Source organism: Pseudomonas salmasensis, assembly GCF_014268375.2.
In the GTDB taxonomy this organism is placed as follows: domain Bacteria; phylum Pseudomonadota; class Gammaproteobacteria; order Pseudomonadales; family Pseudomonadaceae; genus Aquipseudomonas; species Aquipseudomonas salmasensis.
Map to the genome: position 1 here is coordinate 747,102 of NZ_CP077083.1, position 14,580 is coordinate 761,681.

Annotated in this window: 14 protein-coding genes; 8 read left to right on the top strand and 6 right to left on the bottom strand. The window is 60.6% G+C overall.

The genetic code is table 11. The features are described 5' to 3' along the window. Positions 1-63 precede the first annotated feature (63 nt). Entirely contained in the window at positions 64-333 is a 270-nt protein-coding gene (locus HU731_RS03085) for a DUF1652 domain-containing protein (RefSeq protein WP_186608490.1), read from the bottom strand. A gap of 360 nt (positions 334-693) precedes the next feature. Here HU731_RS03085 and HU731_RS03090 point away from each other — a divergent pair, with 360 nt between their 5' ends. Both HU731_RS03090 and map read left to right on the top strand, forming a co-directional pair. Next, positions 694-894, top strand: coding sequence for a ParD-like family protein (locus HU731_RS03090; RefSeq protein ID WP_003190946.1), 201 nt, complete (start codon positions 694-696; stop codon positions 892-894). After that, positions 894-1,673 (top strand): type I methionyl aminopeptidase, encoded by a 780-nt coding sequence (gene map, locus HU731_RS03095; protein ID WP_186608489.1) that lies wholly within the window; start codon positions 894-896, stop codon positions 1,671-1,673. Before HU731_RS03090 ends, map begins: the two co-directional genes overlap by 1 nt. Before the next feature lie 37 nt (positions 1,674-1,710). Here map and sfnG read toward each other — a convergent pair whose 3' ends face one another. Continuing rightward, entirely contained in the window at positions 1,711-2,835 is a 1,125-nt protein-coding gene (gene sfnG / locus HU731_RS03100) for a dimethylsulfone monooxygenase SfnG (protein ID WP_186608488.1), read from the bottom strand. Positions 2,836-3,495: 660 nt separating this feature from the next. Further along, positions 3,496-4,281, bottom strand: a complete 786-nt coding sequence (locus HU731_RS03105) for a sulfite exporter TauE/SafE family protein (protein WP_054897461.1) — start codon at positions 4,279-4,281, stop codon at positions 3,496-3,498. A gap of 193 nt (positions 4,282-4,474) precedes the next feature. Here HU731_RS03105 and HU731_RS03110 point away from each other — a divergent pair, with 193 nt between their 5' ends. The 3 genes from HU731_RS03110 to HU731_RS03120 all read left to right on the top strand — a co-directional run bounded on the left by HU731_RS03110 (position 4,475) and on the right by HU731_RS03120 (position 6,284). Beyond that, positions 4,475-4,996 carry a DUF3455 domain-containing protein gene (locus HU731_RS03110; protein WP_186608487.1) on the top strand — a complete coding sequence of 174 codons (522 nt, stop codon included), beginning with the start codon at positions 4,475-4,477 and terminating at the stop codon, positions 4,994-4,996. Positions 4,997-5,082: 86 nt separating this feature from the next. Further along, positions 5,083-5,613, top strand: coding sequence for a sigma-70 family RNA polymerase sigma factor (locus tag HU731_RS03115; protein ID WP_186608486.1), 531 nt, complete (start codon positions 5,083-5,085; stop codon positions 5,611-5,613). Further along, positions 5,610-6,284 (top strand): anti-sigma factor, encoded by a 675-nt coding sequence (locus HU731_RS03120; protein WP_186608485.1) that lies wholly within the window; start codon positions 5,610-5,612, stop codon positions 6,282-6,284. Before HU731_RS03115 ends, HU731_RS03120 begins: the two co-directional genes overlap by 4 nt. On the opposite strand, the gene HU731_RS03125 is transcribed toward HU731_RS03120, so the two are convergent. Both HU731_RS03125 and HU731_RS03130 read right to left on the bottom strand, forming a co-directional pair. After that, the gene (locus HU731_RS03125) at positions 6,285-7,586 is read right to left on the bottom strand and encodes an ATP-binding protein (protein WP_186608484.1); all 1,302 of its coding nucleotides are present in this window, start codon (positions 7,584-7,586) and stop codon (positions 6,285-6,287) included. Between the two features lie 3 nt (positions 7,587-7,589). Beyond that, a complete protein-coding gene (locus tag HU731_RS03130) occupies positions 7,590-8,291 on the bottom strand; it encodes a response regulator (RefSeq protein WP_186608483.1) in 702 nt (233 codons plus the stop codon). 171 nt (positions 8,292-8,462) lie between these two features. Here HU731_RS03130 and HU731_RS03135 point away from each other — a divergent pair, with 171 nt between their 5' ends. From HU731_RS03135 to HU731_RS03145, 3 genes are all read left to right on the top strand, one after another. After that, a complete protein-coding gene (locus HU731_RS03135) occupies positions 8,463-9,605 on the top strand; it encodes an efflux RND transporter periplasmic adaptor subunit (RefSeq protein ID WP_186608482.1) in 1,143 nt (380 codons plus the stop codon). A 6-nt stretch (positions 9,606-9,611) separates the two neighbouring features. Then, positions 9,612-12,710, top strand: coding sequence for an efflux RND transporter permease subunit (locus tag HU731_RS03140; RefSeq protein WP_186608481.1), 3,099 nt, complete (start codon positions 9,612-9,614; stop codon positions 12,708-12,710). Between the two features lie 362 nt (positions 12,711-13,072). After that, entirely contained in the window at positions 13,073-14,095 is a 1,023-nt protein-coding gene (locus HU731_RS03145; RefSeq protein WP_186609620.1) for an IS110 family RNA-guided transposase, read from the top strand. Between the two features lie 193 nt (positions 14,096-14,288). Here the strand turns inward: HU731_RS03145 and HU731_RS03150 are convergent, their stop codons facing one another. Next, positions 14,289-14,564 carry a hypothetical protein gene (locus HU731_RS03150; RefSeq protein WP_217894829.1) on the bottom strand — a complete coding sequence of 92 codons (276 nt, stop codon included), beginning with the start codon at positions 14,562-14,564 and terminating at the stop codon, positions 14,289-14,291. Positions 14,565-14,580 lie beyond the last annotated feature (16 nt).

Genomic DNA, 14,580 nt, shown 5'->3' on the forward strand with positions numbered 1-14,580 from the left:
CTGGTCAGCATTGGGCCTGGTAAATACCAGGCCCACGGGGTCGACTTACACCCAAGCGATCACTTAATGATAGCCGCGCCCGCTGGCGCGGTGCAGCACCGGTGCGTGACTGTGCTTGAGGTCTTCACGCAACCCGGTGATCAGGTTGCAAATCGCTCGACTGCTGTCGAGCTTGTCAGGGTGTATACCTTTGACTTCCAAATCCACCCGGTCACGGTCGCGGTCGTCGTAGACCTTGATCGTCAACGAGGCGTCTTCGGCTTTGGTGCATTCGCACCGTTTAGGCAGGAAACTTCCTTCAATAATGCTGCGAAGCTCTAGTTCTGAAAGCATGGCTAACCTCTCCTTTTTTGAGACTGCCAACATGTATATGTAACCGGCAGGCACTTGCCTGCCACGTCTTACCAACCTTGGAAGACGCGTTCAATCAATAAGCCTACTCGGCAAAAACCGCCGTGGTTGTAACCTTTCCTCATAAGCAAACCGCTTGCTCATATTAAACAAAACACTCTTTTTGGCATTATCGTCGAACTCCATCGATTAAACGTTTAACCCGCTGCGTGGGGGGCAGGCATTTATGTGGAAATCCTTTTTTCGGCAACATATCGCAACCAATCAGCCCACCACCCGGTGGTTTGCGATAAACATACGAAACATATACGATTCGTATATCAATTAAACACAGTGAACCTCATGGGCATCGTCAAGATTACCGATCAACTGCACGAACAACTGCGCCTGGCCAGCGCCGCCATGGACCGCTCCATCAACGCCCAGGCCGAGTTCTGGATCAAGATCGGCCTGCTCGCCGAACTCAACCCGCACCTGCCCTACAACGAGCTGATCAACAAGCTGTTGCTGGACAAACCCGACCTGATCCGGGGGCGCAGCTGATGATCAAGACCCCCGCACAGTTGGCCGTGATGCGTGAAGCCGGGCGCCTGTTGGCGCAAGTCTTCGACATGCTCGACGGCTTCGTCGCCGCCGGCCGCTCTACCCTGGAGCTGGACAGCACCGTCGAAGCCTTCATCCGCAATGACCTCAAGGCCCGCCCTGCCAGCCTGGGGCAATACGACTACCCCTTTTGCATCAACACCTCGATCAACGAGGTGGTGTGCCACGGCATGCCCAGCGCCAAGCAGTTTCTCAAGGACGGCGACATCATCAACATCGACATCACCCTGGAAAAAGGCGGCTTCATTGCCGACTCCAGCAAGATGTACATGATCGGCAACGTGACGCCCAAGGCCAGGCGCCTGGTGGACATGACCTTCGAGGCGATGTGGGCCGGTATCCGCCAGGTCAAGCCCGGCGCGCGCCTGGGCGATATCGGCCATGCGATCCAGAGCCATGCGCAAGCCAACGGCTACAGCGTGGTGCGCGAATACTGCGGCCACGGCATCGGCCGGCAAATGCATGAAGAACCGCAAATCCTGCACTTCGGCCGGCCTGGCACCGGCCTGCAACTGCGCGAAGGCATGGTGTTTACCATTGAACCGATGCTTAACCAGGGCAGCGCCAAAACCCGCAGCCTGAAAGACGGTTGGACGGTGGTGACCAAGGACAACAGCCTCTCGGCGCAATGGGAACATACCGTGGCGGTGACGGCAGATGGGTTTGAAGTGTTGACCTTGCAAACCCCTCAAAACCTTCACACCCCTCAAACCCTGTAGGAGCGAGCTTGCTCGCGAAGGCCGCAAGGACTACACGTTAAACCAGGCTCCCCACTTTTTCGTTCACGTTTTTCGCGAGCGAGCTCTCTCCTACAGTGGCCTTGGCTTCCATTTCGCGCACCAGCGGCAATACCCGTTTTCCGAAATACTCCACTTCTTCCTGGAAGTGCAGAAAGCCTGCAAGCACCAGGTCCACCCCCACGGCCTTGAGTGCGACGATGCGCTCGGCGATCTGCTGCGGTGTGCCGATCAGGTTGGTCTTGAAGCCATCGTTGTATTGCACCAGGTCCTCAAAGCTGGACTTGGCCCAGTTGCCCTCGCCCTCCGGCGACGCCCTGCCCGCTTGCCTGGCCGCATCACCAAAAGCGTTGACCGCTTCCGGGTCGGCCTGGTCGATGATCTGCGCCAGCACCGCCCGCGCCTCCTCCTCCGTGTCGCGGGCGATCACAAAGGCGTTCACCCCCACCTTCACCGAATGGTGGTTGGCAGCGGCCTTGGCGCGAATATCATCGACCTGGGCCTTGACGCCTTCGGGCGTGTTGCCATTGGTGAAATACCAATCCGACACCCGCGCCGCCATATCCCGCGCCGCCCGCGAACTGCCGCCCTGGAAAATCTCCGGCTGGCCCAGGGGCTTGGGCTTGAGGGTGTAATGGTTGAAGCGATAGAAATCGCCCTTGAAGGTGAAATCGTCCTGGGTCCAGATGCCTTTGAGGGCACGGATAAACTCTTCGGAGCGCCTATAGCGCTCATCGTGCTCCAGCCAATGCTCGCCAATGGCCTGGAACTCGCCCTTGAACCAGCCACTGACGATATTCACCGCAATACGGCCATTGGTGAGTTGGTCGATAGTCGCCAATTGCTTGGCCGCCAACGCCGGTTGCCACGGCCCGGGCAGAATCGCCGCGATGACCTTGAGGGTAGTGGTCGCCGCCAGCAACGCATGGCTGAACGCCACGGACTCATGCTGGTTCTCGGCGCCATAGCCTGCGGTAAAGCGAATCTGCGTCAAGCCATACTCAAAGCCCGCCGCCTCCGCCAGTTGCGCCAGCTTGCGGTTGTACTCGATACCCCAGTGGGTGCGCTGTTCAATCTTACTGACGACCAACCCACCGCTGACGTTGGGTACCCAATAGGCAAATTTCACGGCTTGCTGACTCATCGGACGGTACCTCGCACATGGGATGTACAAGGGCTTACGCAGCAAGCGTGCCAGGGGCAGGCAAATGCCCGTAGCGTGGAGGTTACGGGGCAAAAAGGGGGATTGAAGCGCTGGCTTGCCAGTGTTTGGAATCGCAGTAGTTTGTGGATCTGCTGTTGCTGGAGCAACAGTGGCGACCGGCGCCAAGCGTACCCACGATGCGAAGCGAGTAGCTCTTGATCTTGATCTGCTTTTGATCTTAGGCGCCCCGTCAAACCACGCTGGCCGGAATTCGACAGGGATTTGGGGGGTAAACCGGCAGGGATGCCGGTTTAGCCGCCCCGCGCCATGGATGGCGCGTGGCGGCGGCCCCCCAAATCACTGGCGGATTACGGGCACACCGAGCCCAAGCGAGGTGCCGAGTGGTGGGGCAAGAGCGTTTTGCTTACTTTTGCGCTTTTCAAAAGTGAGCCGCCGTCAGGGCGGAACCCTAAGTGGCCGTTACCGCAGCAATGGATATGTACCCAATCCAACTGTGTCGCCTGTCAGGCCGCCTTCGCGAGCAAGCCCGCTCCCACAAGTTTAACCGCAGGGTGTCAGGTAGATAGGTGCCGGCTGGGAGGCCGTCATCGCAGGCAAGCCAGCTCCCACAGTTGGATCAAGGCGTGTCAAACAGAGCACTCAGAACGCCAACTTGTACCCCACCGCCATCAACATCACCGCCAGACACGGCCGCAGTACCCCATCGGGAATCTTGCCCGTCATATGGCTGCCCACATAGATCCCCGGCAACGACCCCATCAGCAAAAACCCCAGCAAATGCCAGTCCATATTCCCCATGCTGGCATGGCCCAGGCCCGCCACCAAGGTCAGGGGCACCGCATGGGCGATCTCGGTGCCAACCAGGCGCCGCGTGGCCAGGAACGGGTACAGGATAAACAGCGCCACCGTACCCAGGGCGCCAGCGCCGATGGAGGTCAGGGCCACCATGGTGCCGAGGATCGCACCCGTCACGACAGTGAGCGCGTTCAGATTACGCGGGCGCAGATGATAGGAATCGCCAGCATGACGCTGGGCAAAGGCCAACAAGCTTTTCTTGAACAGAATCGCCAGGGCCGTCAGCAGCAATACCACGCCCAAGGCCTGCTTGATCACCGCGTTCATCGCGCTGGGGTCGGTGTGCAGGCTGGCCAGGAACCATAACGTCAGCAACACCGCCGGCACGCTGCCCAGGGTGAGCCAGCCGGTAATGGTCCAGTCGATGTTCTTGTTCTTGCTGTGCACCAGCACGCCACCGGACTTGGTAATGGCGGCGTACAGCAGGTCGGTGCCCACCGCGGTGGCCGGGTTGATGCCAAACCACAGCAGGATCGGGGTCATCAGCGAACCGCCGCCCACCCCGGTCATGCCCACGATAAAACCCACGATCAGGCCGGCAACCACGAAACCAATATTACCTACATCCATTCCAGCTACCCGCGGCCTTATAAATTTCTGGCCGCAGGATAGCGATTTTTCTTATAACCACTTATACCGATGCGATCTGAGTTTATGCTTTTTTGGAAATCTTCACTTTTTTTGCAAAGCACTGCATCCAATGGGCGGGCCTGGGCCGTAGTCATCAACGTAACCCTGCTGTTCTACCCAATGGAGAAACACCATGAACGCTAAAACACTGCTGTGCTTGACCGGTCTGCTCATCGCCGCACCGCCGGCGTTTGCCCAGGCAGGCCTGCCAGACAGCATCAAGGTGCCGGATGGCCACAAGGTGGCGATGCAAACCACCGGGGTCGGCGAAATCACCTACGAATGCCGCGACAAGGCCAACGCTGCCGGCCAGACCGAGTGGACCTTCGTCGGCCCCAAAGCCGTGTTGAACGACCGTAACGGCCAGCAGGTCGGCACCTACTTCGGCCCACCCGCCACCTGGCAGGCCAAGGACGGCTCGACCATCACCGGCACGCAATTGGCAGTGGCGCCGTCAAGCCCGGGTAACCTGCCCTATCAACTGGTCAAGGCCAACCCGGCCGAGGGCAAAGGTGCGATGAGCGGCGTGGCGTATATCCAGCGGGTTGCGCTCAAAGGCGGGGTCGCTCCCGCTACGCCCTGCACCACGGCGAACAAAGGCGCCAAGGAAGTGGTGAAATACCAGGCGGACTACATCTTCTGGGCCGCCAACTGAGCAAACTCAGCTACGCTGGCCAGGTAGGCGCGAGCAACCTCGCGCCTACCACGCGTAGACGTCTCCTCAGTGGCAGGAATTCTGGTTTGGCTGAAATCATCTTCGATTATGAAATGTGCCTGTTAGCCTGCGCCCGCGGCGATCAACGCGCCCTGCATCAGCTCTATGAGCAGGACAGCAGCCGCCTGCTCGGTGTGGCACTGCGCATTACCCGCAACAAGGCCCTGGCCGAGGACATCGTGCATGACGCCTTTATCAAGATCTGGCACGGCGCGCGCAGTTTCGACCCCCTGCGAGGCTCCGCACGCGGTTGGGTGTTCAGCGTGACTCGCCACCTGGCCCTGGACGTTGTACGCAGCGCCGGGCGTGACGTGCCACTGGACGACCAGTACGAAGCGCTGGCAGAGCCGGCCCAGGCCATCGAGTTTGCCGCGCGCTCCGGGCAGATCCACCAATGCCTGGAACGGCTCGACCCGACGCGCCGCACCTGCATCCTGCATGCCTATGTGGACGGTTACTCCCACAGCGAAATCGCGCAAAAACTCAGTACCCCCTTAGGCACAGTCAAAGCCTGGATCAAACGCAGCCTCGCCGCCTTGCGGGAGTGCATGGCATGAACGACAGCCTGGATGAACTGGCCAGCGAATACGTGCTGGGAACCCTGCCCGCCGAACAACGCGCGCAGGTGCAACAACGCCTGGCCCATGATGCGCCGCTACGCGCAGCGGTGGATGCCTGGGAGCAGCGCTTGTTGCCTCTGGTGGCGCTGGCGCAACCGGTGCCGCCTTCGGCACAGCTGTGGCGGCGTATTGAACGCCGCATCAAGCCCACCGAAACGAGCGTGCCGTGGTGGAACCTGCTGGCGTTCTGGCGCGGGCTTTCTGCCGCTGGCCTGATGGCAAGCGTGGTGCTGGCGGCTTTATTACTGACGCGCCCGCCCATGCCCGCACCCAGCTTCGTGGTGGTGCTGATGGCGCCGCAAAGCCAGGCACCGGGCTGGGTGGTGCAGGCCAGTGATAATCAGCAGATTCAGTTGATCCCACTGGGGGTGATGGAGATTCCCGCTGACAAAGCCCTGGAGTTCTGGACCAAGGCCGATGGCTGGCAGGGTCCCGTCTCCTTGGGGCTGGTAAAACCGGGGCAGACCTTGTCGATACCCCTGGACAAGCTGCCACCGCTGGCGCCGAACCAGTTGTTTGAACTGACGCTGGAAGGGCCCAATGGCTCGCCTACCGGCAAACCCACCGGGCCGATCCACGGGATTGGCCGCGCAGTCAAAGTGCTTTGATCATGAAAGGTTAGGCAGCCACACACGAAACCGCGCCCCGCCCAGGGGCGACGCCAGGGCCGTCAAGGTGCCGCCCTGGGCTTCCAGGGCGCGCCGGCTGATCGCCAGGCCCAGGCCAAAGCCGCCGGTGGCGCGGTCGCGGCTACGGTCCAGGCGGTAGAACGGCTCAAAGATGCGCTCGCGCTGGTCCACCGGTATGCCGATGCCATCGTCGTCCACCCAGATTTCACAGCCTTTGGGGCATACGCGCACGCCCACCTGGATGCGCTTGTCGCAGTAGCGCGTCGCATTGCGCAGCAGGTTCTGCAAGGCCCTGGCAGTCAGGCGCGGGTCGAGGCTGAAGCGCTCCACGGCGCAATCGAGCACCACATCGATGACGATATCGGGGTTTTCCAGCTCATCGTCGACACTGCCCAACACGCTGTCGATAAACTCGTCGAGCGCCACCTCTACCCGCTCGGGCAATTGCGCCGGGTTTTGCAGGCGGCTGTAAGACAGCAATTCCAGCACCAGCTCATCCAGCTCCCGAATATGCGCCACCAGGCTTTGCAGGCGCTCGCGGCTGGCCGCGGGCAAGTCTTCGGAGAGCGCCAAGGCCAGCCCGAAGTCCAGGCGGGTGAGCGGCGTGCGCAGTTCATGGGAGACCGCATTGAGCAAATCGCGCTGCTGGTTCAAGAGGCGCTCGATATCGTCGGCCATGGTGTCGAATACCGCCGCCAGGCCGCCAATGCTGGAGCTGGGGGCGAGCCCCGTACGCGCCTCCAGATGGCCCTTGCCCAATAGCGCGGCGGTGCTTTTCAAGCGTTCCAGGTCACGCCAGTGCGGACGCAGCCACACCAGCAGGCACGCCAGCAAGGCGGCGCCGACCAGCACGTTCATCGACCAGTACAGCAGGTTCATGTCCAGCGGGTCTGGCGGCACAGTCAACTTGACTGCGAACTGCTGGTTGATCGGCGAACTGATTTCTTCCATCCAGCCCCATTCGCCCAGGCGGATCACTGGCTTGCCTTGCTCCAGTAGCTGTTCTTCCTCAGGGGTATAGCGGGCATCCTGACGCAGCAACAATTGCACCTTCAGCGGTGCAAAATCATGGCTCAATTGGTCGGTCACCTGGGACCAGCGCTCCACCGGCGCCCGCTGGTACTGCTTGACCATGAGCTTTTGCAGGCCGCGAGACTGTTCGATGTTGTAGTCCATGTAGCGGTGTTCGAACAGCTGGATCACCAGCTTGGGAATCAGGTAAATCGCCGCACTGTAGGTGACGATGGTGATCAGGTAGAGGCGCAGCAGTACGCGAAACATGGTTCAGCATTCCCACTCGGAACGGCTGAACAGATACCCCTTGCCCCACACCGTCTTGATCTTGCGCGCCTCGCCCGCATGGTCGTCGAACTTGCGCCGCAGCTTGGAGATGGCCACGTCCACCGAACGGTCGGTACCGTTGAACTCGATACCGCGCAGGCGTTGCAGGATCTGATCGCGGCTGAGCACTTCCCCAGCGTGCCGGGCCAGCACCACCAGCAGGTTGTATTCACCACTGGACAGCTCCACCACCTGCTCGCGCCAAGTCACGGTGCGCTCGGACAAATCAATGCACAGGTTGCCCATGACGATCTGGTCGCTGGCCACCTGGGGTTCGGACAGGCTGCTGCGACGCAGCAATGTGCGCACCCGGGCCAGCAATACGCGCGGCTCGCAGGGTTTGGTCACGTAGTCGTCGGCGCCCATCTCCAGGCCCAGTACCTGGTCGTGGCTGTCATCGCGGGCGGTCAGCATCAGGATCGGCAGGCCCGCCGAATCGGCGCGCAGCAAGCGGCACACCTGCAGGCCGTCGAGACCCGGCAGCATCAGGTCGAGGATCACCAGGTCCGGTGGGTTCAGGCGTGCGCGTTCACGGACATGGTCGCCACGGCTGAGCACGCTGACGTGGTAGCCATTGCGTTCCAGGTAGCTGGCAATCAGCTCGGAGAGTGCGGCGTCGTCTTCCACCAGGAGGATGTTGGGCATGGTGTTTCCAAATAATGCGGTTTGTTGGTGTGTTGCAGGATTGTGCAAGGATATACGCCCCCGGCGCCCTGCGCGCCGTACCTTACACTTCTTCACAGACCCGCTACACAGCTTCACAGCACCACGGCGCAGGTGCCCCTAGGATGCGCCAGTCAATATTGGGATAAGAGCATGTCGAAGAATCTATTTGCGCCGTTTTGCCTGTTGGCCCTCACCCTGGCGCTGAGCGCGTGTGGTCAGTCGGCAGACGAGGCGCCACAAATGCCCCTGGCCAAAGTGCGGATCGAAACCCTGCAGGCCAAGCCCCTCTCTATTACCAGCGAACTGAGCGGGCGCATCGCCGCACCGCGTATCGCCGAAGTACGCGCACGGGTCGCCGGGGTGGTCATGCAGCGGGTGTTCAACGAAGGCCACGACGTCAAGCAAGGCGACGTGTTGTTCCGTATTGACCCGGCGCCGTTCAAGGCCGACCTGGACAGTGCCCAGGCCAACCTGAGCAAGGCCGAGGCCAATGCGTTCCAGGCGCGCCTGCAAGAGCAGCGCTACAGCCAATTGGTTGAAGGCAACGCCATCAGCGCCCAGGAATACGACAACGCCCGCGCCACCTTGCGCCAGACCAACGCCGAAGTGGCTGCCAACAAAGCCGCCGTCGAGCGTGCCAAATTGAACCTGGGCTATGCCACCGTGACCGCCCCCATTTCCGGGCGCATCGGCCGTGCCCTGGTAACCGAAGGCGCACTGGTGGGCCAGAACGAGGCGACGCCGTTGGCGATTATCCAGCAACTGGACCCGATCCACGCCGACCTCACCCAGTCCACCCGTGAGCTGAACGAGCTGCGCCGTGCGTTTCGTGCCGGCAGCTTGAAGCAGGTCGGCCAGGACCAAGCCAAGGCCACCTTGATCCAGGACGACGGCAGCCAGTACCCATTGCCGGGAAAATTGCTGTTTGCCGACATCAGCGTCGACCCGGGCACCGGGCAGATCATTCTGCGCAGCGAGTTCCCCAACCCGGACCTCGACCTGCTGCCGGGCAGCTTTGTGCGGGTGCGTGTCGAACAGGCCGTCGACAAGCAAGGCCTCAGCGTGCCGCAACGCGCCATTACCCGTGACAGCGCCGGTATCCCGATGGTGTTGCTGCTGGATGCCGAGCAAACCGTCAGCCAGCAACCGGTGGAACTGGGCGCGGTGATCGACAATCGCTGGATCGTCACCAGTGGCCTCAAGCCCGGCGACCGCATCATCGTCGAGGGCCTGCAACATGCACGCCCCGGTGAAAAAGTTGAAGTGGACGACAGCCCGCTCGTAAAGGAATAACCCGTCATGCCGCAGTTCTTTATTGACCGCCCGATCTTCGCCTGGGTGGTGGCTTTGTTCATCCTGCTGGCCGGTGCGCTGGCCATCCCGCAGTTGCCGGTGGCCCAGTACCCCAACGTCGCGCCGCCGCAGGTGGAAATCTATGCGGTCTACCCCGGCGCCTCGGCCCAGACTTTGGATGAGAGCGTGGTCAGCCTGATCGAGCAGGAGCTCAACGGTGTCGACCACCTGCTGTATTTCGAATCCCAGAGCAGCCTGGGCTCGGCGACCATTACCGCGACCTTCCAACCGGGCACCAACCCGGAAATGGCCCAGGTGGATGTGCAGAACCGACTCAAGGTCGTCGAGCCGCGCCTGCCGCAAGCGGTAACCCAGCAGGGCTTGCAGGTGGAGAAAGTCTCCGCCGGCTTCCTGCTGCTCGTCACCCTGACCTCCAACGACGGCAAGCTCGACGACGTAGCGCTCAGCGATTACCTGGCGCGCAACGTGATGAACGAGCTCAAGCGCCTGGACGGCGTCGGCAAGGCCCAGTTGTATGGCGCCGAACGTGCCATGCGCATCTGGATCGACCCGCAGAAGCTGATCGGCTTCAACCTTACGCCGGCCGACGTCAACGCCGCGATCAGCGCCCAGAACGCCCAGGTTTCCGCGGGCAGCATCGGTGATCTGCCGGGTACTCACACCCAGGAGATCACTGCGGCGGTGCTGGTCAAAGGGCAACTGTCCACCCCGGCCGAATTCGCCGACATCGTGCTCAAGGCCAACCCCGACGGCTCCACCGTGCGCATCGGCGATGTAGCGCGGGTGGAAGTCGGCAGCCAGGAATACCAGTTTTCCACGCGCCTGAACGGCAAGCCGTCCACCGCCGTCGGCGTGCAGCTTTCGCCAGGCGCCAACGCCCTGAACACCGCGACCCTGGTGCGGGCAAAGATGGATGAACTGTCACGCTACTTCCCGGCCAATGTGGAATACAAAATCCCTTACGACACCTCGCCGTTCGTCAAAATCTCGATCACCAAGGTGGTCTACACCTTGCTGGAGGCGATGGCGCTGGTGTTTGCGGTAATGTTCCTGTTCCTGCAGAACGTGCGCTACACCCTGATCCCCACGCTGGTAGTGCCGATTGCGCTGATGGGCACCTTCGCCACCATGTTGCTGCTGGGTTTCTCGATCAACGTGCTGACCATGTTTGGCATGGTATTGGCCATCGGTATCCTGGTGGACGATGCCATCGTGGTGGTGGAAAACGTCGAGCGGATCATGGCCACCGAAGGCCTGTCGCCCAAGGAAGCGACGAAGAAAGCCATGGGCCAGATCACCGGGGCTATCGTGGGTATCACCTTGGTGCTGGTGGCGGTATTCCTGCCGATGGCCTTCATGCCGGGTTCGGTGGGGGTGATCTACCAGCAGTTCTCGCTGTCGATGGCCACCTCGATCCTGTTCTCGGCGTTCCTGGCCCTGACCTTGACCCCGGCCCTGTGCGCCACCTTGCTCAAGCCGATTGCCAAGGGCGAGCACCATGCCAAGGGTGGTTTCTTCGGCTGGTTCAACCAGCGCTTTGACCAACTCACCAACCGCTACGAAGGGTGGGTGGCCTATGCCCTCAAGCGCAGCGGCCGCTACTTGCTGATCTACCTGGTCTTGCTGGTGGGCATGGGGCTGTTGTTCAGTCGCCTGCCCTCCTCGTTCCTGCCGGTGGAAGACCAGGGCTACACCATCACGGATATCCAGTTGCCGCCGGGGGCCAGCAAGAACCGTACGGTGCAGGTGGCCGAACAGATCGAGGCGCATAACGCAGGCGAGCCTGGCGTGGGTGATACCACCATGATCATGGGCTTCAGTTTTTCCGGTTCCGGGCAGAACGCGGCGCTGGCGTTTACCACGCTCAAGGACTGGTCGGAACGTGGCAGTGATGACTCCGCTGCCTCGATTGCCGATCGCGCCAACATGGCCCTCAGCGAACTCAAGGACGCGATTGCCTACGCCGTTCTGCCGCCACCGGTAGACGGCCTGGGCACGTCCAGTGGCTTTGAGTTCCGCCTGCAAGACCGCGGTGGCGTCGGCCATGCCGGGTTGATGGCCGCGCGCACCGAATTGCTGGACGCCGCTGCGAAAAGCCCGATCCTGGCCAACGTGCGCGAAAGCGCCCTGGCCGAAGCGCCGCAAGTGCAGCTGGAAGTGGATCGCAAGCAGGCCAACGCCTTGGGCGTTTCGTTTGCCGACGTGGGCAACGTGCTGTCCTCCGCGATCGGTTCGGCGTATATCAACGACTTCCCCAACCAGGGCCGCATGCAGCGCGTGGTGGTACAGGCCGAAGGCGACCAACGCAGCCAGGTGGCCGACCTGATGAAGATCCACGTGCGCAACAACGCCGGGAAGATGGTGCCGTTGTCGGCGTTTGTCCAGGCCAAGTGGACCCAGGGCCCAACGCAGTTGACCCGTTACAACGGCTACCCGGCCATCGCCATCAGCGGCGAAGCGGCGCCGGGGCATAGTACGGGCGAGGCCATGAACGAAATCCAGCGTTTGGTCAGCCAACTGCCTGCCGGGCTGGGCCAGGAATGGACGGGCTTGTCGTTGCAGGAGCGCTTGTCCGGCTCCCAGGCACCGCTGCTGTTGGGCCTGTCGTTGCTTATTGTGTTCCTGTGCCTGGCCGCGCTGTATGAAAGCTGGTCGATCCCCACCTCGGTGTTGCTGGTGGTGCCGCTTGGGGTACTGGGCGCAGTGTTGGCCGTGTCGCTTCGCGGGATGCCTAACGATGTGTTCTTCAAGGTCGGCCTGATCACCATCATCGGCCTGTCGGCGAAGAACGCGATCCTGATCATCGAGTTTGCCAAGGACCTGTATGACCAGGGCGAGGACTTGATCGACGCCACCTTGAAGGCAGCGCGGTTGCGGTTGCGGCCGATCATCATGACGTCCCTGGCGTTCATCCTCGGCGTGGTGCCCTTGGCAATTGCCACCGGGGCCAGCTCGGCCAGCCAACAGGCGATTGGCATCGGCGTGATTGGCGGGATGGTCACGGCGACATTGGCGGTGGTGTTTGTGCCAGTATTTTTTGTGGTGGTGATGAAGCTGGTGCGCAAGCGCCATAAACCAGACTGATCAACGCCGTAGCGAAAGGTGGTGGCTTGCAGGTTGAACCCGTCGCCGGTAACCACGATGCGAAGCGAGCCGCTCTTGATCTTGATCTGCTTTTGATCTTGATCTAAGGCGCCCCGTTAAACCACGCTGGCCGAACGCAGGCTTGAATTCGTGGGTAACCCGGCAGGACGCCGGGTTAGCCGCCCCGCGCCATGGATGGCGCGTGGCGGCGGCCCACGGATTCAAGCCTGCGTTCGGGCACACCGAGCCTAGGCGAGGTGCCGAGTGGTGGGGCAAGAGCGTTAATGAGATGGTCAGCCCGGCACGGGAACCCCGGTAAATCTAGACTTACCGGGGTTCTCACTTACTTGAGGAGACCTCTCATGGACACCTTGGAACTGCTTGGCCTGGATATTGGAAAAAGCACTTTTCATCTCATCGGGCACAACGGCAAAGGCCATGAAGTACTACGCAAGAAATTCAATCGCAATCGCTTGCTTGAGTTCGCTGCAAAACTAAAGCCTTGCACCATCGTGATGGAGTCTTGCGGCGGTTCGCACTGGCTTGCCAGAAAACTTATATCTTTCGGGCATCAAGTGAAGTTGATCGCGCCGCAACATGTAAAACCTTACGTTACCGGCAATAAAAACGACTACATCGATGCTGCTGCCATCTGTGAAGCCGCGTCCCGCCCCAGAACGCGCTACGTCGCGATCAAGACAGTGGAGCAGCAAGTGCTTTCGACCCAGCACCGCCTTCGAGAGGCGCTGGTAGGTCATCGAACTCAAACCATAAATCGCATTCATGGGTTCTTGCTTGAGTTTGGAATTGCGTTGCCTGCGACAAAAGCGGCGATGAATCAGATTCACCAAATTCTGGACGATCCTGCCGCAGAGCTGCCTCAACAGCTGAAGTGCGATATTGAATATCTGCTGGAAGAGATCAAACGGCTCACCGGGGAAATAAAGGCAATTGACCGAAGTATCAAAGAGCAAGTGGCAGCTGATGATGCGGGAACACGCTTAATGAGCATCCCCGGCATCGGCCCGATCATCGCTAGCGCGCTGCTGGCCGACATCGGGGACGCTTCCAATTTTCATTCGGCTCGAGACTTTGCCGCTTCGCTAGGACTGGTGCCGAGGCAATACTCAACAGGCGACCAAACCGTCCTTTTGAACATCAGCAAACGTGGTGATAAGTATCTTCGAAAGCTTCTGGTCCAAGGTTCGCGGGCAGTGTTGGTGCGGATCGACAAACGCAACGATGCTCTTGGAAGGTGGTGCAGAGACCTCCTTGCACGAAAGCACCCAAACAAGGTTGCCTGCGCCTTAGCCAATAAATTGGCAAGAATCGTATGGGCCGTTTTAGCTCGTGGAGGCAGCTACAACGCGCAGTTGGTGACTTGAGCGAAACACTACCGGCTTTTGCGACGACAACGATGATGACGATAAACAGCTCAGATCCTGCTTGAAAACCTGGTAAGCAAAACAGCTTTCGAAGCTGAAGCGTTTTTCAAGGACAGGCGGGAGCGACTATTCATCAAGGGCCGAGCGGTGAAACTGCCAACTATGAGCCCGGATACATTAGCGCAAGCATGCTTTACCGCTCATCGCCTGTGGTTGCAGGAGGTGGGCTGACCATACATTTGCTTACTTTTGCGCTGTTCAAAAGTGAGCCGCCGTCAGGGCGGAACCCTAAGTGGCCGTTACCGCAGCAATGGATATGTACACAATCCAACTGCGTCACCTGCCATACCGCCTTCGCGAGCAAGCCCGCTCCCACAGTTGGATTGTGGGGTGTCAGGTAGATAGGCGTCAGCTGGAAGGCCGTCATCGCAGGCAAACCATCTCCCACAGGGTTGTTGATGGCATTCATGATCAGGCACACCCGA